This window comes from Pseudarcicella hirudinis (assembly GCF_900115665.1).
Classification (GTDB): domain Bacteria; phylum Bacteroidota; class Bacteroidia; order Cytophagales; family Spirosomataceae; genus Pseudarcicella; species Pseudarcicella hirudinis.
Map to the genome: position 1 here is coordinate 137,257 of NZ_FOXH01000004.1, position 26,078 is coordinate 163,334.

Below are 26,078 nucleotides of genomic sequence, written 5' to 3' on the forward strand. Positions count from 1 at the left end.
GTATGCAAATACTTGTAACCACATAGGATCATAGGGAACATAGGATTTGTTTACTCATCTCGTGGCTGGTGTCACACCAGACCCTTCAAAGGCTAAACAGCAAAACTTTTAAAAATACCGTATTTCCACGCTAAAAAGGACCAGCTTAAATCAGGATATTAGAGAAGTAATTATCCCGATCATTATTGTTATTCGTCATATTTCTATCAATGTCAATCAAACGAAAAGATGTTCGCAATTAATCTTCTGATTCTCATTCTTTCGGCACTTCCTGTTCAGTCGAACTTATATCATAAAAATGGGAAAATGGCCTGGAATGGCTATAGTGCTTTTTTTGATACCGGGAATATCGCATGGAACGGTAGTTATGCTTATTTTGATAATGGAAAAATCGCATTCAATGGCTCTTATATTTATTTCAGCAATGGAAAAATTGCCTGGAATGGTAGTTATGCCTATTTCGAAAATGGGAATATCGCCTGGAACGGCTCCTACATTTATCACGAAAATGGGAAAATAGCCTGCAACGGTTCCTCTGCTTACTTTGACAATGGTACACAAGCCGTTACTAACTTAATCTCAACCTATGATCCTAAGCTTTTGACTTCTTTTGAAACAAATGAATTAGTACTTTCCCCGAATGTCGCACTGCTGATAAAAGTCTCCGGCAAAAAGATGTATTTTGCCGGTTTCAGAAATAATCTGTCAAAACGAAATAAATTTCAATTTGACAGAGAGACTAAGAAAGCTGAAAGCAGAATTGAATTAGGTACAGATATAAAAGCACAAATCATGCAGCCCAAAGCTTCTATCTTTGTACTTGGGGTAAAAGTAGTTTAAACTGAAAAGGGTTGGGATGATCTCAACCCCTGTTCAGAACCTTCGCAGAAGCCAGACTCATACATCATACAAGGCTATCTGTCAGCCGATTACTCTCTCAGAAATTCCCTTCCTAAAAAAAATCATATTTTCTTTTGAGATTCAAAAAATTAGTTGCAACTTTGAATCGTTGATTTTATCAACTATTTATTCTTACAACTAAATTGTCATGGAAAGCGAAAAAGATTCATTCATGTTTTTATTTGCCTCGACTATCAAGGCGATGTTCAAACAGTCAACAAAATTGTTTGAATTACATGAGGTTGGCATCTCTCCTGAACAAAACTATCTATTAAGTATCTTATCTTCTCAGGAAGAATCTATACAATCAGAATTAGCAGAAATCTTACAGAAAGATAAGTCGGCAGTGATGCGTCATATTGATTCATTGGAAACAATGGGGATGGTTGTAAGGGTTAGTGACACCATCGATCGCCGTAAAAAACACATCGTAATTACCGAAAAAGGTTTAGAAGTAAAGAAAAGATGCCAAGAACTCATGGAAGAAAGTACATTAAGAAACCAAAAAGGCATTCCTGCTGAAGAAATCGCCATTTTCAAAAAAGTCCTCATGAAAATGAGAGATAATGCTTCAAGCTAAAAAAATTTATCCAAATAGTTGACATAATCAACATTATACAAATACAATTATTATTTAAATCAACCATTTTATGAAAAAGAAAGGATTGCTCATTTATTTATTGCTGCTGTCTTTCGGGTTTCAGGTACAGGCTCAAAGGAATATGACTTTAAAGGAATGCGTTGAGTATTCCCTTCAAAATCATCTTAGCAATACAGTCTATAATAATGAAATCGAAATAGCCAAACAAAAGTCTGTAGAGGCTCTGGCAGGATATTTACCTCAGGTAAATACCACTGTAACTTTTGATGATAACCTGAAGCGCCAGGTTACAGTTATTCCCGCAGGGGCATTCAGTCCTACTGAAATCAGGTTACAGTTTGGTAATCAGTACAATACAAATGCTACGGCGCAGCTAGACCAGGTCATTTATGATAAATCTATGCTGGTTGGCATCAAAGCGAATGTACCTAATACACAGTTATCTCTTTTGAAAAAAGAGCAAAACCAAGACAATCTGATCTATAATACCGTAGGAGCCTATTATCAGGTACTGATCTATTTGGAGCAGGAAAAAATCATTCTTGAAAACGAGCGGAAATACCGTGAATTACTGGGTATCTTAAAATTACGTTTAGAGAAAGGCGTTATTAAAAAATCGGATTATGACCGCACTCAGGTCAGTCTGAATAATATCCTCTCGCAAAAATCATTGTTGCAAGTCAACAAACAGGTAGCACTGAATAAACTTAAAAATGCGATAGGAATGCCTTTGACAGAAAATATAGGTATTACTAACCTTGCAAACTATGAATCACTGGCCTTAATTCCTGAAGAAAATACGGTAAATGTATCTTCACTGCTGGATTATAAAATACAGAATACCAACATCTTATTACAGGAATTTGATGTAAGAAGGAAACAGGCGGCTTATCTGCCGACCGTTTCTGCATATGCCCGTTACGGTGCCATGACTTTCGGCAATGAGTTCGGACCTTCCTTCAACAACTGGATTGATTTTTCTTCAGTAGGTTTTAAGGTAAATATTCCGATTTTCAGTGGATTTAAGAAAAACAGTCAGCTGAAACAGACAGAAATCAGTTTGATGAATGCGAAAGCCAATCTGAAACTGAGTACTAATAATCTTGATTTACAATTTCAGAATGCCAATACACAATTACAAAAATCCTATTCAGATTTAAGCAATAACCGCGACAATCTTAATCTGGCAAAAGATGTTTTCGAAAGCAGTACACTTGAATATCAAAAGGGGGTTTCAACGCTTTCCGACTTATTAAATGCAGATTATGCCTATAAAGAAGCTCAGAGCAATTATGTGACTTCATTACTCAATTTCCTTAGTTCAAGACTCGATTACGAGAAATCTAAAGGAACCTTAAAAAGTTATATCAATCAATTTTAATCATACTTCTGACAAATGAAAAAGACATTCATCGTTACAACGCTCATCGTCGCAATTGTCGGCGTTATGACCTTCACTTTATACAGTAACAAAAACAAAATTGAGGCCCGTAAAAAAGTAATTGACAGAACACTGGTACCGGTTTCCGTATCAACTTCACAAGTTCAGTTTCTTCCATACGATGGCAAAGTTTCCTTACCTGCGACCTTAGAACTGGCCAATGAAGCCACAATTTCAATAGGAATTCAGGGGAAAATTCAAAAATTAGGCATTGAAATCGGCTCAAGAGTGACCAAAGGTCAAATTGTAGGTGCTCTTGATTCAAGATTAAAACAATTGAATCTGCAGGCAAACGAATTGACTTTATCTAAACTGGAGAAGGATTTTCAGCGTAATAACGATTTATACAAAGGAAATGCAGGAACAGAACTCAGCGTAACCAATTCTAAATACGATTTTGAAAATACCCGTTTGCAAATTGAGCAAATTAAGCAGCAAATTGCTGATGGCAATATTATCGCTCCGATCAGTGGTGTGGTAACTTCCAGAAAACTGGTAGCAGGAGAATTTGTCAGCCCAGGAACAGTAATCGCAACAGTGGTAGATGATAATCATTTGAAAGCGATTGTATTTGTAAATGAAAAAGATGTTTATAAGCTAAAACCAGGACAGGCTGCAAAAATCACTGCTGATGTTTTTCCTGAAAAATCTTTCACCGGAAATATAAAATTCATTTCACCGGCAGGAGACGAAAATCATAATTACAGGGTAGAATTGTCAGTAAGCACCAATCTTCTGAAAGCAGGAACTTATGTTTTGGTTGATTTTAACCTTGGCATTAAAGCGAGTCTTCTTCAGATTCCTAAAATAGCTTTGGCAGAAGGCACAAAAAATCCTTTCGTTTACGTAGCTCAGGGAGATAAAGCTGTTCTCAGAAAAATCACAGTAGGTCGGGAAATCGGTGAAAACATTGAAATAATCAGCGGTTTACAATCAGGTGAAGAAGTAGTAACAAGTGGTCAGATTAACCTGACAGATGGTAGTAAAATTACAAAAACGACCAACCAATAATCGTTAAGAACATGTCAATTACCGAAATATCCATAAAACGTCCGTTACTGATTACTGTAATATTTGTAACGTTGATATTATTTGGTTTCGTGAGCTATAAACAACTCAATTATAACCTGTTACCAAAATTCGAAGCAAATGTAATTGTGGTACAAACCAGTTACAGAGGCGCTTCTTCTGACGAAATTCAGAATACCATCACCAAACCGATCGAAGAAGCAGTTTCATCGATTGAAGGGATTGATAAAATTTCATCTTCCTCCTCTGAAGGTTTGTCTCTGATAACTGTGCAGTTAAAATCCGGAACCAGTACATTGGATGCACAAAGAGATGCTGAGCGTAAAGTAAATCAGATGAAATCTACTTTACCGGATGATGCCGATGATCCTGTGGTAAGTCGTTTCAATACAGATGAGATTCCTGTTTTAAGAATCAGTGCCTCTGCAAAAATGTCTGAACCCGCTTTGTACGACCTGATTGACCAGAAAATCAAACCAATTCTTTCCAATGTTTCAGGGGTTGGATCTGTTCGTCTGATCGGTGGAAATGAGAGAGAAATTCAGGTAACATTAGATAACGACAAGTTACAGGCCTACAATATTTCAACAGCACAAGTCAATCTGATGATTGCAAACAACAACAGTTCATTCCCTGCCGGAAGTGTACTGAGTGATAAAAGCAGAACGTCTATCAGACTCGATGCCAAAATCGGGAAAGTGGAAGAAATGAGAAATCTGGTCATTCGTCAGAATCCTGATGGCAGCCGGGTTCTACTGAAAGATGTTGGTGTTATTACCGATTCACAAACCGAAGCTACAACCCTCAATCGTAATAACGGCAAAGCCGGAATCGGTATTGAGATTGTAAAGCAAGCTGATGCGAATGCGGTGAATGTAAGTAAATTTGTCAAAGACAAACTGGAAGTCATCAAAAAGCAATATGCTTCGCAAGGTTTTTCTTATGACATCGCCGCAGATCAGTCAGTTTATACACTTGCCTCTGCAGATGCTGTAATTCATGATTTGTTTCTCGCAGTAATCATCGTAGGATTGGTAATGTTACTTTTTCTGCACAGTTTCAGAAGCTCTCTGTTCGTATTGGTGGCTATACCTTCGGCCATGATTCCGACCTTTATTCTGATGTATATCTTCGGATTTTCACTCAATCTGATGACACTCATGGGGCTTTCGCTTGTGGTAGGTATTCTGGTGGATGATAGTATTGTGGTACTGGAAAATATTTATCGTTACCTGGAAATGGGTAAATCCAGAATGGAAGCTGCAATTGCCGGAAGAAGTGAAATTGGTTTTACGGCTATCGCTATTACGCTGGTTGACGTTGTGGTATTTTTACCTTTGTCTATGAGTGGCGGTATTATCGGTAATATTCTTCGTGAATTTTCACTGGTTGTTGTTTTCTCTACGCTGATGAGTCTTTTTGTTTCCTTTACGCTAACACCATTGCTGGCTTCGAGATGGGGGAAAATTGAGATATTAAGCAAAAACTCTCTTTGGGGACGCATTAACTTAGCCTTTGAACATTTCCTGGATTCCCTGAAAGAAGATTACGGAAGAATTCTCAGCTGGTCTTTGGGACATAAAAGATGGATTCTGGCAGGTGTTTTTGTATTGTTTGTCGGTTCAATTGCCTTAATCCCGGCCGGATTTATCGGGACAGCTTTTGCCGGATCCGGCGATCGCGGTGAGTTAACGATACAGCTGGAAATGTCTCCTCAAACTCCTTTGGCACAAACCAATCTTATGGTGAAAGAAGCTGAAAAGATTTTATTAACCAAACCGGAGGTAGTAAAAGTTTTTGCCAATGTAGGAACTCAAACCGGGGCAATTGGAACAGGATCTTCAAACTCTAACATTGCTGAATTATCAATTACTTTGGTTGATAAAAAAGCCAGACACATTTCCACAGATGATTTCGGGGTGTCAATCAGAGATGAAATTGCTAAAATCCCCGGTGTAAAAGTGGTTATCCGTCCGGCTTCAATTACCGGAAGCAGCGAAGCACCTATTCAGATTGCGGTAAAAGGTACTGATATGGATCAGATACGGGAAACTGCAAACATGGTAAAGCAAGTAGTGAGAACTACCCCCGGAACTGATTATGTGGAATTCAGTACAAAAAGCCCTAAAACTGAAATTTCCATTAACCTTGATCGCGAGAAAATTGCCAAGGCAGGTTTAACTGTTCCGGATGTGGGAGCAGCAGTACAGTTAGCTTTCAGAGGAAACGATCAGTCGAAATACAAAGACTCCGGAGAAGAGTATCCTATCAATATTTCACTGGAAAAATCTGACAAACGTTCCATAGAAAACGTAAAAAACCTGACCCTGAGAAACAGCAAAGGTGCGATAATTCGTTTGGGAGAAGTGGCAAATGTTTCTGAAATTGTCGGACAAGCAGTGCTGGAACGCTCAGATCGTTTGAATTCCATAAAAATAACAGCTTCTTCTGTAGGTCGTCCTACCGGAACAATTGTGGCTGATATTCAAAAGAAGCTGGCAAAAGTGAAGTTACCCGGAAATGTTTCAATAGAGTATCAGGGAGAGGCACAGCGCCAGAGTGATGCCTTCGGAAGTTTAGGCTTAGCGATGTTGCTTGGTATTATTCTGGTTTACCTGATTATGGTTGCCTTGTATGAGAGTATCGTTTATCCGTTCGTAGTACTATTTTCTATTCCGGTAGCTCTTATCGGAGCATTACTTGCACTGGCATTGAGCATGGAATCACTCACTATTTTTGCAATTGTCGGGTTAATTATGTTACTGGGTCTGGTTGCCAAAAACGGTATTTTAATTGTGGATTTTACCAATCACCTGAAAGAAAAAGGATATCCGTTAAAAGAAGCCCTTATTGAAGCAGGAAAAGAGCGTCTGAGACCAATCCTTATGACCACCATCGCTATGGTAACAGGTATGCTGCCAATCGCGCTTGCAACCGGATCAGGAGCTGAAGTGAAAAACGGAATGGCCTGGGTAATTATCGGAGGCTTAATCAGTTCTTTATTACTGACACTGGTACTGGTACCGAGTATGTATATGATTATTGAAAAAATGAAACTGGGAATAGAAAGATTATTGTCGAAAAGAAGAAAGCAAGAAGTGGCTTCCCTGGAATTAGAACAATTATCTTAATAATTCCTGCTGTTAAGTTAAAAGCCAGTTGTCTCATTTTGCATAAACAAAATGAGACAACTGGCTTTTTTATAATCCGGACAACTCCCTTGCTTTGATTTTTCGTTCCGGTCTGACATTCATCAGAACAATAGAGCCTACAATCAGAATAATTCCCAGCCATTGAGTCGTATTAATCGGTTCTGCCAGCAATATATGTGCCATTAAAACAGAGACAGGAATTTCTACAGAAGCAATGATTGTTCCTAATCCTATTCCGGTTAAAGGTAAGCCTAATGTAAAAAGAAGAGGCGGAAGTATTGTTCCGAAAACCGACAGCAAAATACCCCATTTCCAAAAGACCGTACTATCAAACTTCTGACCCAAATCCTGAAAAGATAAGGATAAAATCATCAAAGCACCTCCCAGAATTAACCAAAGACTTCGTCTCAAAAAAGGCAGTTCAAGAGCAATACGGTTGGAAGAAAAAACTGCAATGGTATAACTTAGTGCTGCCATTATCCCCCAGCCTATTCCTCTTAAATCGATACTTTGCCAGTTAGTAATCAGATTCGTAGAAAGAGCCGTACCAATCAGCACTCCGATTACCGCTGATATTTTCCCGGGTGAAGGTAATTTTCTGGCCAGAATCATTTCCAATACAATCCCCATCCAGGTTGTTTGCATCAATAATACAATCCCCATTGATACAGGCACATATTTCACTGAATAATAATAGAATAAACTCGTAAGGCCTAAAGAAGTTCCGGCCAGTATCAGCTTCAAAACACTGTTTCTTCCGGCATTTTTATCAGAAACAGATATCTTTTTCCTGAAAATCAGATTTAAAAACAACAAACCGGCAAAACCCAGTAAAAACTGTGAAGAAGTAACCTCTGCTGTAGTAAATCCCTGCTGATAAGCCATCTTCACGAAAGTAGCAAGAATTCCGTAACTTGTAGCTCCCAACGCTACAAACACTATTCCCTTTATCAAATCTCTATGCATTGTAAATTTCATTTTTTATAAATTATCAAACCTCCTCTTACTTTCCGGGTACAAGTAAGCAAGCCGATTTTTCAAAAAAATTTACAAATGTTGAGGGAAGTGTATTTATAATTTTACAGGGTTGTCAGGACTTTTGGTAAAATTCTCTCAAAATCAGGGTTGAAGCAGTACGGTTAAGCAAAAGAGTCTGCTTACATTTACCGGAATACGTTTTATCAAATTTATTTTCTATGAAAACACACAGGAAAAATCATTCAATCTGTATTCTTCTTATTGGCTTTTTATTGCTGATCCCTTTTACCGGAAAAACACAAGCTCTGAAAATCCAGCACGATTTGATTGTTGCCAAAGACGGCAGCGGGGATTTCAGATACATTCAGGATGCTATTGATGCCATTCGGGTTTTTCTGCCAAATCATATTACAATCCGTATAAAGAAAGGCCTCTATAAAGAAAAGGTCTCCATTCCCAGCACAATCAGTAATATCACACTTTTGGGTGAAGACAGTACAATTATCAGTTATGATGATTTTTCAGGCAAAGGCAAAATGGAAACCTTTGATTCCTACACCTTAAAAGTGATGGGAAACGACATTATTCTGGAAAATCTGATTGTAGAAAATACTGCTGGAAGAGTCGGACAGGCTGTTGCATTACATATTGAAGGAGATCGCTGCTCTATCAAAAGGTGTAGATTTCTTGGAAACCAGGATACTATTTTTGCTTCCGGAGATAATTCCAGGCAATATTTTACAAATTGTTATATCGAAGGAACGGTTGACTTTATTTTCGGATCGGCAACGGCTTTGTTTGAAAACTGTATCATTCACAGCAAATTTAATGGATTTGTTACGGCTGCCTCCACGCCTGCCTGGGTCAATTACGGTTATGTTTTCAAAAATTGTAAACTAACTGCTGCCGCCGATGTTAACAAAGTTTATTTAGGCCGACCCTGGAGAAGTAATGCGAAAACAGTCTTTATCAACTGCGAATTAGGAAGGCATATTCTTGCGGAAGGCTGGGACAATTGGTCTAACAAAGAGAATGAAAAAAGTACTTTTTTTGCAGAATATCATAATTCGGGAGAAGGTGCAAAGGTTGATTCAAGAGCAAAATGGTCACATCAGCTTTCTGATAATGAATCTCTTACCTATACCAAAGAGCTTATTTTTGCAGGAAACCCGAAACCAGCACTCAATCAATTCTGGGTCAATCCTTCCAGTCTGGGAATTACCGGAAAAACAGACACATCTTACAGTAATTACAGTGCCTATCAAAACACTAAGAAATCGCATCCAATTACTGAAATAGTACCGGAAAAAAGTCTGAAAACAGTTACAGAACAAAAAGCTTTAACCTATGGAAAAATCGGAAACAGGGGCTTACTTACTGATGTATTTTCACCGGTAACAGCCCGTTCCAAAAACCTGCCTGCTATCATGATAGTACATGGTGGTGGCTGGAGAACCGGCAACAGAACACAACACCATCAGCTTGCCAGAAGGCTTGCAGAATCAGGTTATGTGTGTTTTACTCCGGAATACAGACTTTCAACGGAAGCCCTTTATCCTGCAGCTGTTTATGATTTAAAAACGGCGGTCCGATGGATCAGAGCCAACGCCTCATCATTTAATATTGATACCACTAAAATCGCTGTTTTAGGATTTTCTGCCGGCGGAGAATTGGCAGCTTTTATAGGTGTTACTTCAAACAATCCTGTTTTTGAAGGAAAAAACGGCCATTTGAACCATTCAAGTGAGGTTCAGGCTGTTATTGATATTGATGGAATTGTCTCCTTTGTTCATCCTGAATCAGGAGAAGGGGATGACAGCAAAGGGATCTCTGCTGCAACTTATTGGTTCGGCTATTCTAAAAAGGACAATCCGACACTTTGGAATGAAGCCTCATCGCTGTCCTATGTCGGAGAAAAAACACCACCTACGCTATTTTTAAACAGTTCTGTTGAGAGAATGCATGCAGGAAGAGAGGATTTCAGGAAAGTATTGGATCAGTATCATATTTATTCTGAAGTTCATACTTTTCCGGATGCTCCGCATTCTTTCTGTCTTTTTAATCCCTGGTTTGAGCCAACGGTACAATACATTTCAGCATTTTTAAAGAAAACCTTAAAGTGAAAATAAATCTCCAATTAAAAAACTTTCTGATAAAAAGGTTTCGAGACCTATGGTTTTGAAGTTTCCTAAAACATTATGCATTGGCAGAAGACTGAGTTCCCTCAGTCTTTTTGCTGTTTTCAGGATTATTAACTTAAATGCCAAGCTTCGTCACTAAGTGCTACCGGTGCATATTATCCGATTTAAGCATAGCTTTTCGTATCACTATGGAAAGGTCTTTTTCCATAGAAATCCAATCAACCTGCAAGAAGGCCTCTTAATTAGCAAAAAAGACATTTTTGTTAACAAAAAAGGCGTTTATTATCAACGAATTAAGTTTGTTATCTCTCAGGTATTAATATTGTCATGCAGGCTTTCGACACACCCTATTAAACTTATCTACACATAATCAAAACGCAATAAATATGTTCAAGTTTTACTATCTGGTCAGATCCTGTTTTCATTTTTTCACTCTTTTCTTTTACTTCAAAAAACACCCAATCCGGCCTTTCAATTAAATCTGTCGTGATGACGTTGGTTGGCACACTGACGCTACTTTTCTGGGCTAAAATAGAGGAAACTACATCTAAAGCTAAGAAATAAGGGAAATTCATTCCGATTTCTGCCGGAAGAGATATGTATATTCTTCAAATCATCAACTCTCATACTTTTCACCTGACAAGGTCACAGCTAAGTTATGTTAATCTCATGATTTCAACAGAAAAGGGGATAAAATCAGTCGTGATGAATAATAAAGTATCAATAAAACATCATTTTAAATTTAAATTCTATGGAAAGAAAAGAATTTTTATCCCTTTTAAGGATCAGTGCAGCGGCCGTTATTTTAGATAACAGCATAATTTCCTGCTCACCATCAATTGACAATAAACCTTTAATGCCCAGCAGCATGTCAGCAAATCTGACAGCACCATCAGACTTATTACAAAATGTACTTAAACAGTTATAGACAAGTGATAAAAATAAGGAGAATATCACATATGCTTTGAGTACAAATAATTCTTTAATTGATACCTGGTTAATCCAATCTAAACCAAATAATACCACATCTGCTCTTTTAGATGGAATTAAGCAAAAATTAAATACTCTCGTTCTTAATAAACCGTCATCTCCTCATTATATAGATATTCTGCACCTTGCTAATGATAAATCTGATGATGCCTTTCAAAGTCAGTTGACTGATGTTATCATCAAAATCGCCGGAGTAGCAACGAATAAGGTTATAATCAGATATTTGGAAGGTAATGTCGGAGGAACACCTCCGGAAAAAAGCTTTACTTTTATTGACGGATTAAAAGCTAAGTATCAGGGTAAATCTTTAACAAATGTAACAGTTTATGCCGCTACATTTAATTATCCCTGGACAAACAATAATAACTATCAGTATACATTACCAGGATCATGGAATCATGCAAAAATATTTGCGATAGATGGTATAACCTGCTTTACCGGAGGCCAGAACTACTGGGATGATTACCTTCCGCCCAGCAACCCACCGTATGATATTTCAATGAGAGTAAATGGGGATGCTGTCAAATTGGGGCATTTATATGCTAATTTTTTATGGGATTATGTGGCTCATCCTACCACTACATCTACTTCACATAAGGCCTTAACATTAGGGGCAAAAGATTATGACACCAGTTTGCCGGTTCCCTTTTCTTCGCAAAGCTTCCCAACCCCAACTCAACCTGAACAGGTGCCAATACTTGCAGTTGGTAATCTGGGTATCTGGGGAGAGGAAGGACGATTTATTGCGGAAGAACTCGCTTATTCACTGGCAACCGAGCAACTTTCCCCAAAGAATACATATCCGGAATTGATGAATGCCAAAAACCCTCCGTTATGGTATCCATTTTCTAAATTTGATTCCGCACAATCAAAAGCAATGCAGGCAAGTACGACAGCAAGACATTTGTTATTACAACAAGTTCAGCAAAATGGCCATTTACGTATTTCACAGCAAAAAATCGCTGATACAGATTTAGTAACGACTACGAATATTGTTCTATGGCCGGGAGAATTTCTTGAAGCTACTGTTGCAGCAATGGCAGACAAAAAGGCGAAGGTAGATATTCTTCTTTCACATCATATGGATAGTTACTCAGATGGCTATTCAGATGATATGGGAGGGCAGGCATTGGGTGGTGTTTTTGTTGATATGGTAGCTAAAAAAATGGGAACCTCCGTGAAAGAAGCTGTATTGTATGTCAGGAACTATCTTAGCATAAAGCAAATTCCTGTTGGGAGTTATAATCATGCTAAGGTTTGGATTGTAGACGACAGCGTATTCTGTGTTGGTTCTGATAATATCTATCCCGCCTATCTGCAAGAATTTAGTTATATTGTCGGGAGTACCGAAAAAACACAGGCGTTTATTCAGAATTACTGGAACTATATTTGGTCAATCGGGGAAAATGTCCCGATAAACAAAACACCTGGATCCGGGAATGATTTGTAAAGCAATTACTTGAATTCAACGAAGATCAAAAGCCAGTCCATGTGGACCGGCTTTTGCTTTACAGCTTTTTCAACCATGTTTACATTTATCTAACCATTTGTTGCATAAACTTCCCTAACAACACCCCCTGATTTTCAACCAATTGTGGCGTATTAATCAGTGCAGATTCTAACGTCATCGGCTCATTGAGAACAGACATGGCCAGTAACACTGCATGCTGGTCAATAATATGTTCCACATCCTGCAAGGTACCACATATCAAAATAGCAGGCACATCCGCATTTTCGGCGATCGATAACAACTGAGCAATCAATTTCCCTCCCCAGGTCTGGCTATCTATTTTCCCTTCTCCGGTAATAAGAAAATCTATGTTTGCCATTCTTTCAACTACCTGATTTACTGAAATGATCCAATCTGCTGCTGAGATTATTCCGGCATTCAGGAGACAGGCTAATCCTCCTCCGACACCCCCACCTGCTCCACTTCCCGGTAATTCCTGAGGATTTTGTCCTGTTTTCTGACTCAGAATCTGTGAAAAATGCCAGAGACCTTTATCTAAGGAAACAATCCCTTTTTCATCTGCACCTTTCTGTCTGGCAAAAACAAAAGCCGCTCCTTTCTCCCCATAAAAAGGATTTGTTACGTCTGTTGCAATGATAAAGTTGATTTTATCCAAACCTTCCCATGCATTCTCCGAACGGATTTCAGAAACGGCGTGCAGGTTTTTACCGACAGATTCTAATTTCAGTCCTTTTTCATCGAAAAACTCAAAACCCAGAGCCTCAGCGATTCCCATTCCCGCATCATTTGTGGCTGTTCCTCCAACCGTCAGGATAATTTCTTTCGCTCCTCTCCCGATGGCATCCCTGATAAGTTGTCCGGTTCCGAAACTCGTCGTTTCCAGACAATTCCGTTCTTCCGGTTTTAACAGCTCTATTCCGGAAGCCCTTGCCATCTCAATTACAGCAGTTTGACCTGATTCCAGCAATAGATATCCGGCATTAACCGGCCTGAAAAGCGGGTCCTGTACTTCTCTGTAAATAAATTCTCCGCCCAAAGCTGTATGAAGACTTTCAAGCGTACCTTCTCCACCATCCGCCAAAGGCAATAAAATACAATTAGCTGACGGGAAACTTCGAAGAATCCCTTTTTTCAGATATTGACAAATATCGGTGGCAGATGCTGCATCCTTGAATTTATCAGGAGCAATGAGAATGTTCATAGTTAAAATTTACTCAAAAAGATCAGGAATGTCAGCAAAATAGTCAGATATAATCAATTCCGCAAAACCTGAAAATAAAAAAGACTGGCAGATTTGATAATACTGACAGTCTTTTGTTTTTATTTACCGGGAGGTATTGTTGGCCTCACTTCTATCTTACTTGGCAAGGTTCTGGCAGGCATTTTGATTAAATCTGAAACAATTTGTCCGATATCCTCGGGTTGAATTTTCCAGGCATCTTTTTCTCCTGGTTCGTGATTGTTGAAATATGTAGCTACAGAACCCGGCATAATAGTAGTGACCTTAATACCCTCAGTCCTCAAATCCAGCATAATTGCCTGTGAAAAACCCACCAGACCAAATTTACTGGCATTGTAAGCCGCTCCTTTTTCAAAAAAGTTCGTTCCGGCCAGGCTTGAAATGGTAATAAAGTATCCTTTTGTTTCCTTCAATGCATTTAACGAAGCTTTCACACTAAAGAAAACGCCTGTAAGGTTAATATCAATGGTCTCTGTCCATTGTTCCGGTGTTAATTCCTGAATAGGGGCAAAATGACCTACTCCGGCATTAGCAATAAAGTAATCCAGTCTTCCCCAGGTCTGAAGTACTTTGGCAACTGTTTCTTCCTGAGAGGAAAGTACACGAACATCTGAAACAATTCCAAGGGCAAAACCTTCGTTGATTTTATTGAGCGCTTTTGCAGCTTCTTCAACCTGCTGAAGAGAGCGGCCTGTTATTGCAACTCTGATTCCTTCTTTAATCAGTACTTCTGCAATGCCATATCCAATTCCTTTAGAACCGCCCGTGATAAGGGCTGTTTTAATAATTTCTGTCATTTTAAGGCTTTTTCGGTTGATTTATATTTTAAAACTGTCTCTGATTTACTGACAACAGCAATTTAAATAAAATGGTTTGAGCCGGTTCCGCATTTATGCCCGCCGGCAAATTTATTAACTTTATTTCAGCTTCTTTACTCTTCTGAAAACTCAAAATTATTTCTCAAATATGAAAACCCGGCTCATCATACTTGGTATTTTTCTTTCTCTGAGGGTCTTTTCACAACATACAGGGCAGCAATCTGAAACAATTAAGAAGACTTTTTGTGCCGAAAATAACCTGGAGACCTTTCTCAAAACCCATGACAAAACCGGAACCACCGGCTTTTTTGATACGACAAATTACTGGCGGATTCAGATGCATTTTGAAAGTATTGTAAAAGACAAAAGCAATCCTTTGGTTTATCACATTTTCGGTGCTTCCCGTCACCGGAAAACTGTTACAGCTTTTGAAGGAACTATCAGAATCAAACACGTTTTTCCGGTAAATGACAAAAGATATCCTCCGGGGAAAATCTACGATATTGATGCAGAATATATTCTATCTGAAGATAGTACTAAAAAATTCAGTGGAAAATTTGAAGGTAAATCAGGCTTTCGCCTGCATCAGAACAGCCGGAATATCCTGTCTGATCTGGAAGAACGCATATTTGGCAACAGGTACTCTAATTTTACTTATAAAGGAATCTGGACAGCCTATAAATCCCGCAAAACTATCGTTTGCTGTTGGGGAAATGGCAGATTACCTGTACCTAAAAAAATAGATATCGGAGACAAAGCATTCAGCATTGCGGATAAATACATTAAATATGGCTGGAAAAAAGATAACAAGGGAAATTATCTGGACAATCCTTCAGAGTGGTGGAAAAAACCTTTATGATAAAACAGGATTAACTCCTTTGCCAGATAAAAATTTACTATTTTTAGTATCTCAATCTCCTTAATACCCTTATGATTACACAAGCATTTGCAGACGAATTTGCCCGGCATTGGGTTGCTTCATGGAACACTCATAACCTTGACAATATCCTGGAGCATTACAGCGAAGATTTCTCAATTGAAACGCCGATGGCCTTGAGACTTCTTCCCCAAACCGAAGGAAAACTGCAAGGAAAGGATGCCATCAGGGCTTACTGGAAAATAGGTCTGGAAAGAATCCCCGATCTGGAATTTGAACTGCTTGATCTGCTTCTTGGCATTAACGGGCTGACAATCTATTATTTCAACAAGGCTACCGGTAAAAAATCAGTAGAAATCATGTTTTTCAATGAACAGATGAAAGTCCATAAGGTTTTCGTTCATTATTCCTGAAAGCCGGGAGGCAGTTTAAGAACATACTCTGCCTCCTGACACTATTTATCCTCAAGTATCAGCTGCATAAAAACTAAATCAAGCCATCTGTCAAACTTATAAGCAGCTTCTCTGATTCTGCCTGTTTCAACAAAGCCAAACTGTTTGTGAAAGTCAATACTTCCGGCATTTTCAGCATCAATTCCAGCAATCATTGTGTGAAGTCCATCCGATTTGGCTCTGGAAATAAGCTCTTTCATCAACAATTTCCCTATTCCACCACCACGACAAGTTCCGGAAATATAAATAGAATGTTCTACACTGAATCTATATCCGATCTTCGGACGAAATATTCCGTAACTTCCGAAACCTACCGTTTTGCCGTCTTTTTCAGCAACAATTACGGGCATATTTTCCTGTTTTCTTTGCTGAAACCAGGCCAATTGTGCTTCATGAGAGCGAACATCATAATCATAAATTGCCGTAGTATTCAGTATTGCCTCATTTACAATTTCCAGAATATCTGCAATATCCGCCTCTGCAGCATCTCTCAACAGTATTTTATCAATCATTATTCAATCAATTATGCTTAAATCAAAAGCCTAAATTAACAAAGGAATATGGTTTTATGAAATCCCGGTCATTATCACCGGGGCTGTACTTAACTCTGGTAAATTGTTTTACCCTAAACATTGTATTATTCTTTATTCTGTCTGCAAGTCTCTATTTTCCTGAAAAGGGCCATTTTATCAGTTTCCGACCTGGCCAATGCTAGGGCTTTTTCAAAACAGGAAATTGCCTTTCCAGGGTTTAAATCAATATAAAGTTCCCCTAAAAGGGTAAAATAGAAATGATTATCGGTTAAATTCAGTTTTTCAGCTTCCACAATTGCCTCTTCTTTTCCATTCGCTTTTGAAAGAGCAAATGTTCTGTTAAGCGCTGCGATAGGCGAGTATTCTATTTGCAGGAGGCGGTTATAAAGCTGTAATATATTCTCCCATTTTTCTCTGGTACTGTCTTTTTGAGTATGCCAATAGGCAATACCCGCTTCCAGGTGATATTTCGAGATTTTATCTCCGCATGCTGCACAATTCAGAAAATATCCCCCTTTACTGATCAGGTCCGTATTCCAGAGATTCACATCCTGTTCTTCATACAGAATAAGCTCTCCTTTTTTGTTCAGACGAGCCTCGAATCTTGAGGCATGGAAACACATAAGCGAAAGCAGGGCATTCACCTGAGGCATGTTTGTACTCTTATTTTCAACGAGCATATAACATAATCTCATGGCTTCAAGACAAAGGTCTTTGCGCAGGGTACTATTCTGACTTACAGAATAATATCCTTCATTAAAAAGCAGGTAAATTGTGGTTAATACAGTTGCAAGCCGATCATCTGTTTCCGATAAATCCGGGAGTTCTATGCTGATTTTCCCCTCTCTGAGTTTCTCTTTGGCCCTGAATAATCGCTTGTTAATCGTCTCTTTACTGGTCAGAAAAGCATCGGCAATCTCTTCAATACCAAAACCACAGAGGATCCTGAGTGACAATCCTATCTGAGCTTCAGCTGAAATAGAAGGATGGCAAATAGCAAACATCATCTGTAACTGGCTATCATTGATATTCTGAGGGGATAAATCGATTTCTCTTTCATCAATTTCAGAAGAAGTATTCCTGATTTCAGGGACAATTTTACTTTCAAAAACTGCGTCACGCTGGAGGTAATTTTTAGCTTTATTCTTTGCTACATTATAAAGCCAGGCCGGAGGATTCTGAGGAACACCTTCCAAACCCCAGGTCTGCGCCGCCGTCAGGAAGGTGTCGCTGGCAATATCTTCAGCAGTTTCTATCTGATCAAAACCAAAGCGCTTACAAAGTACTGAAACAATTTTTCTGTACTCCGTCCTGAATAAATGCGGTATTAGCTCCCCCTGATTCATATATAAAAATGCCTCTGCAAGAGTACAGAGGCCTTAATCTCCTTAACTATTATGGACAGATACCACCTTTCTGAGCTCCACACTATTGCCTTCTCCCTGCAAAATGGGGCAGGTTTCAGCCATTTTAAGAGCATCGTCAAAGTCTGTTGCCTTTATGATAATGAACCCGGCAATTGATTCCTTAATTTCAGCATACGGTCCGTCAGTTACTATGTTGGATTTGATTACTTTCCCTTCTGTTGACAAACCTTTTCCACCTACAAATTTGTTCTGAGCAGCAATACCGCCAACCCAGTCATGATACTGTTTCATATACACCTGCAATTGTTCGGGAGAAGGCTGAGCCTCTTTGGTCAGAATATCCAGGCGCATTAATACTAAGAATTCATCCATTTTGCTTCTGTTTTAATTATTGATACCTGTATATGAAATTTATTTTCTAATTGGTTCGTAACTAAGAAGAATAACTCCGCTTTTAAAGATTTTTGTATCTGTCAATTTTAAATCCAACTGATTTCTGATGTTTTTGAATAGCGGTGTTCCTTCTCCAATCGCAACCGGATCAAGCATAATTTGGTACTCATCGATCAAGCCTTCATCTGTTAACTGGCTTATAATACTTCCGCTACCCAATATGGTCATATCTTTTCCCTCCATCTGCTTCATTTTCTTTATTTCTTCCACCATATCTCCGTTCACCAGCCGGGTATTATTCCAGTCTGCCTTTTCCAGGGTTTTCGAAAAAACAATTTTGTCCGCGGCGTTCATTCCTTTAGCCATAACCGGAGCATATTTAAGTGCATCTGCCGAAGGCCAGAAACCTGCCATCATCTCATATGTTACACGTCCGAAAATAAGGGTATTTTTTGATTCGATACCTTCTTCGGCGTACTCATTTTTTTCCGGATCATTATCTTTATGCCAGCTGATATCTCCGCCAGGTCCGGCAAAAAAGCCATTCATTGTTACGAAATTGAATACGGTTAACTTTCTCATGTCATTGGATTTAAATGTGAATGTTTGATTTATACCCTCATAACAAATGAGATTTCAGCAATTGGACATGGTCATAAAAAAATATAAAAAATTGCATCTCTGTTTTATTACTACCAGACTAAATCACGGAATATCAACTCATTCATAAACTTTTACCGGAATCAATTTAGTAATAAAACATGTCAATTGATAATATGGTTTTAGCTTACCGGATGGTAAACCAGTACCACCACTCCAGTTCTGAATGTTTTTGCTTCGATAAGTCTTAATTTTTTCCTTGCTCCAATGTTATTGTATAATTGCCTGCCCGTTCCGAGAATAGTAGGATGAATCATAAGTCTGTATTCATCTATCAGATCATGTGCCATTAATGTCTGAGCTAATCGTCCGCTTCCTATCATTAAAATATCCTCTCCCGATTGTGTTTTAAGCTCCCGGATTCTTTCAATAACATCCTCTTTTATTAAAGTCGAATTGCTCCAGTCCAGCTTTTCCAATGTACTGGAAACGACAAATTTCGGCAAGCTGTTCATGCGATCCGCAAAACCCATTTCATCATTTCTCGAAGGCCAGGCCGCCGCAAAACTCTGATAAGTAATACGTCCGAGTAATAAGGCTCCCACTTCAAAAACTTCGTCTAATTTATAGCTCAGGTATTCCTCATTAAAATATTCTCCACTCCAGCCGCTGTATTTAAAGTCGGGTTCACCTCCTGGAGCTTCTATTACACCATCTACGGTTATAAGCTCAGACAGAATTATTTTTCTCATGTTCTTTTTCGGATTTTGTCGTAAAGAGTCGTTTGTCTTTATTCCAAAGATGTCAAAAGTAAAATAAACAAAGCGGTGGTAAACACGACAATATCAGGGGGAATTGCGAAAATTATACGGGAGGTATTTCAGACAATGTTCTTTAGTAATATCCATCAAAAAAGGCTTGTTCCAGCAAACTGAAACAAGCCTTCGGGAAATAAATTCTTTCAATACTAACAGGTAATTTTATTGACTCTGTCCTGATGACGGCCACCCTCAAAAGGTGTATTTAAAAATACTTTCACACATTCAATTGCTGTTTCTATGCTGATAAATCTGGCAGGTAAACAGATGATATTGGCATTATTATGCTGGCGAACCAAGGAAGCTACTTCAGTATTCCAGGCTAAACCGGCCCTGATTCCCTGATGCTTATTGGCAGTAATAGCTACGCCATTTGCACTTCCGCAAATCAAAATTCCACGTTCCGACTTACTTTCCTCTACCGAACTCGCTACAGGATGAGCAAAATCAGGATAATCTACAGAATCTAAGCTATAGGTCCCGAAATCTTCCACTTCATAACCTTCACTTATTAAAAAATCAATAATCGGCTGTTTATAAGGGAAACCGGCATGGTCACCTCCTATGGCAATCTTCTTACTCATTATTTCAAGGATTTATTAAACAAAACTACACAATAATTTTAACGCCTAAAGGCCTATGGTTCATAAACCTGCCTGAATAAACCAACTACTGAAAATCAATAATCTGAGTCGGAAAAGCTATAAATCTTTCAGCTTCTCCGTGCATATTTTACATGAATATGCAACAAATATCACGAAAATTATGTTACTTGGAATTGGTACTTTATCACAAATGTAAAAGCTAAAAAAACAATTTTAAATAAAAAACGCTTTTTTGGCCGGATTAAATTTAGAAAACTATGACAGAGAGAGAATTTGAAAAGTTATTGACAGAAGAAGACAAAATTAAAAAAGCTTTTGTTGACCACACCTGGTCAGAAATTCATTCAGAAGAATCGTGGAGAGTGTTCAAAGTAATGTCTGAGTTTGTAGAGGGAATTGATAAAATGGCAAAAATCGGACCTTGTGTCTCTATTTTTGGTTCAGCCCGTACATTACCGGACAATCCTTTTTATAAAATGGCGGAAGAAATTGCCGCAAAGTTAGTACGTCATGGTTATGGTGTTATCACCGGAGGCGGGCCCGGAATTATGGAGGCCGGAAATAAGGGTGCAAAATTGCAGGGCGGTAAATCCGTTGGTTTAAATATAGAATTACCCTTCGAACAGAAACCAAATGATTACATTGATAAGGATAAAAGCATAGACTTTGACTATTTCTTTGTTCGTAAAGTAATGTTTATCAAATATTCACAGGGATTTGTCATCATGCCCGGCGGTTTCGGAACTCTTGATGAAATGTTTGAAGCCTTAACCTTAATTCAAACCAGAAAAATCGGTCGTTTTCCGGTGGTTTTGGTAGGAAAAGAATACTGGGGTGGGCTTTTCGACTGGGTAAAAAGCACAATGGTTTCAGCGGGCAACATCAAAGCAGATGATTTAAACCTCATTTCTTTAGTGGATAACCCAACAGATGCCGTAAAAGTAATCGACGACTTTTATGCCAAGTATTTATTGAAGCCAAATTTCTAATCATAAGGAAAGATATTACCTTTGAGGCAGAGAACATATTTCAAGTGTTTTCTGCCTCTTTTTTTTGAAAAAAGCTAAACTTAAATGCCTGAAAAAACTGTTCTTTTTTTAAACAGTTAAAGCCTGTTCTCTCAGTCGGGGCATTTAATCATTCAAAATTACTTTTGCATGAATCTAATTAAAGTTGCAGGCGGGGTCGTCAATCAGACTCCATTAGCCTGGGAAACAAACAAGCAGAATATTATAGGTTGTATTGAGGAAGCCATTGAGCAGGATATAAGTCTTCTTTGCCTGCCGGAATTATCAATTTCCGGATACGGCTGTGAAGATATGTTTTTTGCGCCCGGTACCTGCGAAACAGCACTTGAAATGCTGGAAGACATTGTCAATCACACTTCAGGTATCATTGTTTCGGTAGGTTTACCTCTTATGATTAACAACCGTGTTTACAATGCGGCTTGTCTGATAGCTAATAAACAAATCAGGGGTTTTGTTTGCAAGAAAAACCTGGCAAATAATGGTGTACATTATGAAACACGCTGGTTTCAACCCTGGCCTGCCGGGGAAAGAACTGAACTCAAAATCGGAGAATTTTCTTACCCGGTCGGGGATATTATCTTTGAAGCAGATGGTGTAAAAATTGGTTTTGAAATCTGTGAAGATGCCTGGATCGCCAATCGTCCCGGAAGAGATTTGTACCAGCAAGGCATAGATATTATTCTGAATCCTTCAGCTTCTCATTTTGCCTTTCTGAAAACCTATACGCGTGAGCGTTTTGTACAGGACGGCTCACGTGCTTTCGGAGCAGCTTATCTCTATGTAAATCTATTAGGTAACGAAGCCGGAAGAATCATATTCGACGGAGATACCATGATCGCTCAGGCTGGTGAAATTCTGGTTTCAGGTACCCGTTTCAGTTATAAGGATTATTACCTGACAACAGCAGTAATTGATTTGAACAAACTACGTCTGGAGCAGATTCAGAACAGGCTGACTTTCAGAAGCTCAACCAATACGGTAAGTTTTCTATATTCTTTTCCCGAAATTACTCCGGTTAAAAATGTTTATGAACTGGAATCATGGGAAACAAGCAGCCCTTTACATATAGGATTCCAGAAAGAAGAGGAATTTGCACGGGCAGTATCTCTGGCTTTATTTGATTATCTCCGCAAATCCCGCTCACAGGGTTGGGTAATTTCTCTTTCCGGAGGGGCTGACTCTTCTGCCATTACTGCACTTTGTTATCTGGCTATTGAAATGGCCGTCAGAGAGTTAGGCATAGAAGGGTTTAAGAAAAAACTGAGTTATATCAAAAAAATCCAGGACTGCCAGACTGTTCAGGAATTGAGCAACAAACTGATTACCAACATTTATCAGGGTACGCAGAACAGCTCTTCTGATACCAGAAACTCTGCTGCCTCGCTGGCAAACGACCTGAATACTACTTTTTACGACATTGATATCAATAATATCGTAGAAGAATATAAAGCACTTATTCAAAAAGCTATTGGCCGTGATTTAGATTGGGAAACTGACGATATTGCGCTGCAAAACATTCAGGCGAGGGTAAGAAGCCCAAGTGCATGGCTGCTGACCAATGTTGAAAATGCCTTATTGCTTTCTACTTCAAATCGCTCTGAAGCAGCGGTAGGCTATGCTACGATGGATGGTGATACTTCCGGTTCTATATCACCGATTGCCGGAATAGATAAGCATTTTCTGCGCCACTGGTTACGCTGGCTGGAAAATACCGGATTAGGAGGAGAAGTAACAATAAAAGGATTGAACGGTGTCAATAGCTTACAGCCAACTGCCGAATTACGGCCTCTGGAAGCTAAACAGGTTGATGAAGAAGACCTTATGCCCTATGATTTGCTGAACGAAATAGAAAATGCGGCTATTCGCGACAAAAAATCGCCTAAAGAGTGCCTGATTTTCATGGAATTACATTTTGCCGGTATTTACAGCAGAGAAAAGCTGATACTTTCTATAGAAAGATTCTTTAAGTTATGGAGTAGAAACCAGTGGAAAAGAGAGCGTTATGCTCCAAGTTTCCATGTGGACGATCATAATCTGGATCCGCGAAGCTGGTGCAGATTTCCGATTCTTTCAGGAGGTTTTGAGAAAGAACTGGAAGAAATGCGGGATTATGCAGAAAATGCCAAAGGAAAAGGAAGAAAAAGTAAAATAGGGTTTTGAGAATCAGACAAAAGATAAAAAATAAACATGCTTCTAGCCATAGATATCGGCAATACTGATGTAGTTTTTGGAATCCATGACGGTAAATCATGGATTCATCAATTTCGGGTTTCTTCTTCATTATCAGGTCGCCCTGCTGACTTTGAAGCATATCTGCGTTTGCGTTTTCTGGAAAACTCTCTGAAAATCAGCGAAATCAGTAAAAGTATCATCAGCTGCGTTGTACCCGATATGAAAATGGTACTGAAAATGATGGTGGAAGAAATGTTCGGAATTTCACCGGTTATGGTTGGCCCGGAGATTTACCCCTCTCTGAAAATGGAAATTCTCAGTCCTTATGAAATAGGAACCGACCTCGTCGCCAATGCCACCTATGCTTACTATACTTATCGTAAGAATTGTGTAATCGTAGATTTCGGAACAGCTTTAACATTTACCGTAATCTCCGCTGAAGGGAAAATCTTAGGGGTTTCAATTGCTCCGGGGTTAAAAACTGCCGTAAAATCCTTGTTTTCAAACACTGCTCAGTTACCGGAAGTACCTCTGGTAATGCCGGATTCTGCCATTGGGAAAAACACCGTCCATGCAATTCAGGCAGGAATTTTATGGGGATATGTAGGAATGGTCAAAGAAATGATTCAGCAGATCAGAAAAGAAGTAGGTGAAGATTGTAAAATTCTGGCAACCGGAGGACTTTCCTCTATCCTTACGCCATTACAGTCGGAGTTTGACGAAGTGGATAAATCACTCACGTTAAACGGATTAAAAATCATTTCTGAAATAACGGAAAGCTAAAATGCCAGGGTAAGCTGTTTCCCGATCATATCATCGGTACTTTCCAGGTTCGATAAAGAGATTCCGAGTAACCTTACGCCCTTAGGCAGCGGATAAATCTGTTCCAGCAATTCGAATGAGATTCTTTCAAAAAAATCTTTATCCATGATAGGAGAAAGTGCCGATTTACTTCTGGTAATCGTATGAAAATCCAGAAACTTCACTTTCAGCGTAATTGTTCTCCCATAAATATGTGTTTTGGCACAGTATTTCCAGACATCTCTGATAATAGGTTCTAAACCACTTTCAAGCTCTGCTCTTGTTTCAAGGTCTCTGAAAAAAGTATTTTCTGAACCGACAGATTTTCGGGATCGCTCCGGATTAACAATCCGGTTATCAATGGCTCTGGCAATGTTGTAATAATATCCTCCGATTTTCCCAAAATGTTTTTTCAAAAATGCTTCGTCCTTTTCTTTAAGATCAGCTCCATTGAAAATGCCCATTTTGTTCATTTTTTCGGCTGTAACCCTCCCGACGCCATGAAAGAGATTTACAGGTAAAGATTCTACAAATGCTTCTCCCTGATTTGGTTTAATTACAAAAAGTCCGTCCGGTTTCTTATAATCTGAAGCAAGTTTTGCCAGAAACTTGTTATACGAAACCCCAGCTGAGGCATTTAACTGGGTTTTCTCTTTAATTCTGGCTTTAATCTCACGGGCAATTTCTGTCGCCGACGACATGCCTTTAAGATTTTCCGTAACATCCAGATAAGCTTCATCCAGCGAGAGAGGTTCTACTAGCGGGGTATATTCCAGAAAAATCTCTCGGATCTGATACGAAACAGCCCTGTAGTTCTCAAAATGGGGTTTTACGAAAATCAGTTGAGGACATTTCCTTAAAGCCGTTTTGGAAGGCATTGCCGAACGTACTCCAAATTTACGGGCTTCGTAACTTGCTGCCGCAACAACGCCCCTTTCAGAACCTCCGACAGCAATAGGTTTTCCCCGAAGTTCGGGGTTATCTCTCTGCTCAACGGAAGCATAAAATGCATCCATGTCAATATGAATAATCTTTCTGATCAAAACGGCTGTTTTTCAATGATTTTACTTTAATAACAAACAAATCTGCATTTTTTTACGGATTTTTGCAGACCAAACTATCACAAACCTATAAAATCAGATTTAATTAATGAATTTAACAGAATTATTAAATCAGGAGTTCAGTACTGAACTTCAATTTAAAGCAACGACCAGTGGAGGCCCCGGAGGGCAAAATGTTAATAAAGTTGCCACAAAAGTAGAATTACGTTTCAATATATCTGAGTCAAATCTATTGGATGAAGCTCAGAAAAACAGATTATCCGAACGTCTGAAAAAACAAATCAATGCGGCCGGAGAGTTAATTGTTATTGCGCAGGAAGAAAGAACCCAGTTGAAAAACAAGACGCTGGCAATCAGAAAATTCAAGGAGATTCTGAAAAAAAATCTTACAGAGCCTAAAAAACGAAAAGCTACAGAACCCACACTTTCTTCCATTACTAAACGCCTGGAAACTAAGAAAAAGGATGCCCGGAAAAAGAGTCTCAGAAGTGAAAGGTTTTCGGATTCCGACTAAAATACAAGCATTTTTCATTTTTATATTCCCTTACATCCCGGGCAAAATTCAGCAAAGTCTCCTGCTCTCAACCATATTTTTTGTAATTTCGCAGCT

General features: G+C 38.8%; 25 protein-coding genes. 14 read left to right on the plus strand and 11 right to left on the minus strand.

Going from position 1 to position 26,078, the window contains the following annotated elements; all coding sequences use genetic code 11:
• Positions 1 to 228 precede the first annotated feature (228 nt).
• The 5 genes from BM179_RS08655 to BM179_RS08675 all read left to right on the plus strand — a co-directional run bounded on the left by BM179_RS08655 (position 229) and on the right by BM179_RS08675 (position 7,102).
• Positions 229 to 840 (plus strand): hypothetical protein, encoded by a 612-nt coding sequence (locus BM179_RS08655; RefSeq protein ID WP_092015347.1) that lies wholly within the window; start codon positions 229 to 231, stop codon positions 838 to 840.
• Between the two features lie 208 nt (positions 841 to 1,048).
• Positions 1,049 to 1,480 carry a MarR family winged helix-turn-helix transcriptional regulator gene (locus BM179_RS08660; protein ID WP_092015350.1) on the plus strand — a complete coding sequence of 144 codons (432 nt, stop codon included), beginning with the start codon at positions 1,049 to 1,051 and terminating at the stop codon, positions 1,478 to 1,480.
• A gap of 70 nt (positions 1,481 to 1,550) precedes the next feature.
• Positions 1,551 to 2,882, plus strand: a complete 1,332-nt coding sequence (locus BM179_RS08665) for a TolC family protein (protein WP_092015353.1) — start codon at positions 1,551 to 1,553, stop codon at positions 2,880 to 2,882.
• Positions 2,883 to 2,897: 15 nt separating this feature from the next.
• Complete coding sequence (locus BM179_RS08670) at positions 2,898 to 3,953, plus strand: efflux RND transporter periplasmic adaptor subunit (RefSeq protein ID WP_092015355.1); 1,056 nt, start codon at positions 2,898 to 2,900, stop codon at positions 3,951 to 3,953.
• A gap of 11 nt (positions 3,954 to 3,964) precedes the next feature.
• Positions 3,965 to 7,102 (plus strand): efflux RND transporter permease subunit, encoded by a 3,138-nt coding sequence (locus tag BM179_RS08675; protein ID WP_092015358.1) that lies wholly within the window; start codon positions 3,965 to 3,967, stop codon positions 7,100 to 7,102.
• Positions 7,103 to 7,171: 69 nt separating this feature from the next.
• On the opposite strand, the gene BM179_RS08680 is transcribed toward BM179_RS08675, so the two are convergent.
• Positions 7,172 to 8,101: an EamA family transporter gene (locus BM179_RS08680; RefSeq protein ID WP_218159189.1), complete on the minus strand. Its 930-nt coding sequence runs from the start codon at positions 8,099 to 8,101 to the stop codon at positions 7,172 to 7,174.
• Between the two features lie 218 nt (positions 8,102 to 8,319).
• On the opposite strand from BM179_RS08680, the gene BM179_RS08685 reads away from it, so the two are divergent.
• On the plus strand, positions 8,320 to 10,224 hold the full coding sequence (locus BM179_RS08685; protein WP_092015361.1) for a pectinesterase family protein: 1,905 nt from the start codon (positions 8,320 to 8,322) through the stop codon (positions 10,222 to 10,224).
• A 374-nt stretch (positions 10,225 to 10,598) separates the two neighbouring features.
• On the opposite strand, the gene BM179_RS08690 is transcribed toward BM179_RS08685, so the two are convergent.
• The gene (locus BM179_RS08690; RefSeq protein ID WP_092015364.1) at positions 10,599 to 10,817 is read right to left on the minus strand and encodes a hypothetical protein; all 219 of its coding nucleotides are present in this window, start codon (positions 10,815 to 10,817) and stop codon (positions 10,599 to 10,601) included.
• 176 nt (positions 10,818 to 10,993) lie between these two features.
• Between BM179_RS08690 and BM179_RS25245 the strand changes: the two genes are divergently transcribed.
• Together BM179_RS25245 and BM179_RS08695 are read left to right on the plus strand one after the other, a co-directional pair.
• Positions 10,994 to 11,170, plus strand: a complete 177-nt coding sequence (locus BM179_RS25245; RefSeq protein ID WP_177219341.1) for a hypothetical protein — start codon at positions 10,994 to 10,996, stop codon at positions 11,168 to 11,170.
• 36 nt (positions 11,171 to 11,206) lie between these two features.
• Positions 11,207 to 12,682, plus strand: a complete 1,476-nt coding sequence (locus BM179_RS08695) for a phospholipase D-like domain-containing protein (RefSeq protein WP_092015367.1) — start codon at positions 11,207 to 11,209, stop codon at positions 12,680 to 12,682.
• 85 nt (positions 12,683 to 12,767) lie between these two features.
• Here the strand turns inward: BM179_RS08695 and BM179_RS08700 are convergent, their stop codons facing one another.
• Complete coding sequence (locus BM179_RS08700) at positions 12,768 to 13,904, minus strand: glycerate kinase (RefSeq protein WP_092015370.1); 1,137 nt, start codon at positions 13,902 to 13,904, stop codon at positions 12,768 to 12,770.
• Between the two features lie 119 nt (positions 13,905 to 14,023).
• Positions 14,024 to 14,740, minus strand: a complete 717-nt coding sequence (locus tag BM179_RS08705; protein ID WP_092015373.1) for an SDR family oxidoreductase — start codon at positions 14,738 to 14,740, stop codon at positions 14,024 to 14,026.
• Positions 14,741 to 14,909: 169 nt separating this feature from the next.
• On the opposite strand from BM179_RS08705, the gene BM179_RS08710 reads away from it, so the two are divergent.
• A complete protein-coding gene (locus BM179_RS08710; RefSeq protein ID WP_092015376.1) occupies positions 14,910 to 15,620 on the plus strand; it encodes a hypothetical protein in 711 nt (236 codons plus the stop codon).
• A 71-nt stretch (positions 15,621 to 15,691) separates the two neighbouring features.
• Positions 15,692 to 16,051 carry a nuclear transport factor 2 family protein gene (locus tag BM179_RS08715; protein ID WP_092015379.1) on the plus strand — a complete coding sequence of 120 codons (360 nt, stop codon included), beginning with the start codon at positions 15,692 to 15,694 and terminating at the stop codon, positions 16,049 to 16,051.
• A gap of 41 nt (positions 16,052 to 16,092) precedes the next feature.
• Here the strand turns inward: BM179_RS08715 and BM179_RS08720 are convergent, their stop codons facing one another.
• The 6 genes from BM179_RS08720 to rpiB all read right to left on the minus strand — a co-directional run bounded on the left by BM179_RS08720 (position 16,093) and on the right by rpiB (position 20,385).
• On the minus strand, positions 16,093 to 16,602 hold the full coding sequence (locus BM179_RS08720; RefSeq protein ID WP_092015381.1) for a GNAT family N-acetyltransferase: 510 nt from the start codon (positions 16,600 to 16,602) through the stop codon (positions 16,093 to 16,095).
• 125 nt (positions 16,603 to 16,727) lie between these two features.
• The gene (locus BM179_RS08725; protein ID WP_092015384.1) at positions 16,728 to 17,969 is read right to left on the minus strand and encodes an RNA polymerase sigma factor; all 1,242 of its coding nucleotides are present in this window, start codon (positions 17,967 to 17,969) and stop codon (positions 16,728 to 16,730) included.
• 42 nt (positions 17,970 to 18,011) lie between these two features.
• Positions 18,012 to 18,362, minus strand: coding sequence for a YciI family protein (locus BM179_RS08730; protein ID WP_092015387.1), 351 nt, complete (start codon positions 18,360 to 18,362; stop codon positions 18,012 to 18,014).
• Between the two features lie 39 nt (positions 18,363 to 18,401).
• Positions 18,402 to 18,965 (minus strand): dihydrofolate reductase family protein, encoded by a 564-nt coding sequence (locus BM179_RS08735; RefSeq protein WP_092015390.1) that lies wholly within the window; start codon positions 18,963 to 18,965, stop codon positions 18,402 to 18,404.
• 200 nt (positions 18,966 to 19,165) lie between these two features.
• Positions 19,166 to 19,735 (minus strand): dihydrofolate reductase family protein, encoded by a 570-nt coding sequence (locus BM179_RS08740; RefSeq protein WP_092015393.1) that lies wholly within the window; start codon positions 19,733 to 19,735, stop codon positions 19,166 to 19,168.
• Positions 19,736 to 19,950: 215 nt separating this feature from the next.
• A complete protein-coding gene (gene rpiB, locus BM179_RS08745; protein WP_092015396.1) occupies positions 19,951 to 20,385 on the minus strand; it encodes a ribose 5-phosphate isomerase B in 435 nt (144 codons plus the stop codon).
• 278 nt (positions 20,386 to 20,663) lie between these two features.
• Between rpiB and BM179_RS08750 the strand changes: the two genes are divergently transcribed.
• The 3 genes from BM179_RS08750 to BM179_RS08760 all read left to right on the plus strand — a co-directional run bounded on the left by BM179_RS08750 (position 20,664) and on the right by BM179_RS08760 (position 24,389).
• Complete coding sequence (locus BM179_RS08750; RefSeq protein WP_092015399.1) at positions 20,664 to 21,395, plus strand: LOG family protein; 732 nt, start codon at positions 20,664 to 20,666, stop codon at positions 21,393 to 21,395.
• 168 nt (positions 21,396 to 21,563) lie between these two features.
• Positions 21,564 to 23,594, plus strand: coding sequence for an NAD(+) synthase (gene nadE, locus BM179_RS08755; RefSeq protein WP_092015402.1), 2,031 nt, complete (start codon positions 21,564 to 21,566; stop codon positions 23,592 to 23,594).
• Between the two features lie 27 nt (positions 23,595 to 23,621).
• Positions 23,622 to 24,389, plus strand: a complete 768-nt coding sequence (locus BM179_RS08760) for a type III pantothenate kinase (RefSeq protein ID WP_092015405.1) — start codon at positions 23,622 to 23,624, stop codon at positions 24,387 to 24,389.
• Here BM179_RS08760 and dinB read toward each other — a convergent pair.
• On the minus strand, positions 24,386 to 25,450 hold the full coding sequence (gene dinB, locus BM179_RS08765) for a DNA polymerase IV (RefSeq protein WP_092015408.1): 1,065 nt from the start codon (positions 25,448 to 25,450) through the stop codon (positions 24,386 to 24,388). The genes BM179_RS08760 and dinB overlap by 4 nt on opposite strands.
• 106 nt (positions 25,451 to 25,556) lie before the next feature.
• On the opposite strand from dinB, the gene arfB reads away from it, so the two are divergent.
• Positions 25,557 to 25,982, plus strand: a complete 426-nt coding sequence (gene arfB / locus BM179_RS08770; RefSeq protein WP_092015411.1) for an alternative ribosome rescue aminoacyl-tRNA hydrolase ArfB — start codon at positions 25,557 to 25,559, stop codon at positions 25,980 to 25,982.
• Positions 25,983 to 26,078: the final 96 nt, after the last annotated feature.

Coding starts and splice junctions, on each gene's coding strand:
- BM179_RS25245 (WP_177219341.1), top strand. CDS start 10,994: ATGGAAAGAAAAGAATTTTTATCCCTTTTAAGGATCAGTGCAGCGGCC.
- BM179_RS08710 (WP_092015376.1), top strand. CDS start 14,910: ATGAAAACCCGGCTCATCATACTTGGTATTTTTCTTTCTCTGAGGGTC.
- BM179_RS08740 (WP_092015393.1), bottom strand. CDS start 19,735: ATGAGAAAAATAATTCTGTCTGAGCTTATAACCGTAGATGGTGTAATA.
- BM179_RS08680 (WP_218159189.1), bottom strand. CDS start 8,101: ATGAAATTTACAATGCATAGAGATTTGATAAAGGGAATAGTGTTTGTA.
- BM179_RS08725 (WP_092015384.1), bottom strand. CDS start 17,969: ATGAATCAGGGGGAGCTAATACCGCATTTATTCAGGACGGAGTACAGA.
- nadE (WP_092015402.1), top strand. CDS start 21,564: ATGAATCTAATTAAAGTTGCAGGCGGGGTCGTCAATCAGACTCCATTA.
- BM179_RS08670 (WP_092015355.1), top strand. CDS start 2,898: ATGAAAAAGACATTCATCGTTACAACGCTCATCGTCGCAATTGTCGGC.
- BM179_RS08660 (WP_092015350.1), top strand. CDS start 1,049: ATGGAAAGCGAAAAAGATTCATTCATGTTTTTATTTGCCTCGACTATC.
- BM179_RS08720 (WP_092015381.1), bottom strand. CDS start 16,602: ATGATTGATAAAATACTGTTGAGAGATGCTGCAGAGGCGGATATTGCA.
- BM179_RS08760 (WP_092015405.1), top strand. CDS start 23,622: ATGCTTCTAGCCATAGATATCGGCAATACTGATGTAGTTTTTGGAATC.
- BM179_RS08715 (WP_092015379.1), top strand. CDS start 15,692: ATGATTACACAAGCATTTGCAGACGAATTTGCCCGGCATTGGGTTGCT.
- BM179_RS08675 (WP_092015358.1), top strand. CDS start 3,965: ATGTCAATTACCGAAATATCCATAAAACGTCCGTTACTGATTACTGTA.
- arfB (WP_092015411.1), top strand. CDS start 25,557: ATGAATTTAACAGAATTATTAAATCAGGAGTTCAGTACTGAACTTCAA.
- rpiB (WP_092015396.1), bottom strand. CDS start 20,385: ATGAGTAAGAAGATTGCCATAGGAGGTGACCATGCCGGTTTCCCTTAT.
- BM179_RS08655 (WP_092015347.1), top strand. CDS start 229: ATGTTCGCAATTAATCTTCTGATTCTCATTCTTTCGGCACTTCCTGTT.
- BM179_RS08685 (WP_092015361.1), top strand. CDS start 8,320: ATGAAAACACACAGGAAAAATCATTCAATCTGTATTCTTCTTATTGGC.
- BM179_RS08700 (WP_092015370.1), bottom strand. CDS start 13,904: ATGAACATTCTCATTGCTCCTGATAAATTCAAGGATGCAGCATCTGCC.
- BM179_RS08705 (WP_092015373.1), bottom strand. CDS start 14,740: ATGACAGAAATTATTAAAACAGCCCTTATCACGGGCGGTTCTAAAGGA.
- BM179_RS08665 (WP_092015353.1), top strand. CDS start 1,551: ATGAAAAAGAAAGGATTGCTCATTTATTTATTGCTGCTGTCTTTCGGG.
- BM179_RS08730 (WP_092015387.1), bottom strand. CDS start 18,362: ATGGATGAATTCTTAGTATTAATGCGCCTGGATATTCTGACCAAAGAG.
- BM179_RS08750 (WP_092015399.1), top strand. CDS start 20,664: ATGACAGAGAGAGAATTTGAAAAGTTATTGACAGAAGAAGACAAAATT.
- BM179_RS08735 (WP_092015390.1), bottom strand. CDS start 18,965: ATGAGAAAGTTAACCGTATTCAATTTCGTAACAATGAATGGCTTTTTT.
- BM179_RS08690 (WP_092015364.1), bottom strand. CDS start 10,817: ATGAATTTCCCTTATTTCTTAGCTTTAGATGTAGTTTCCTCTATTTTA.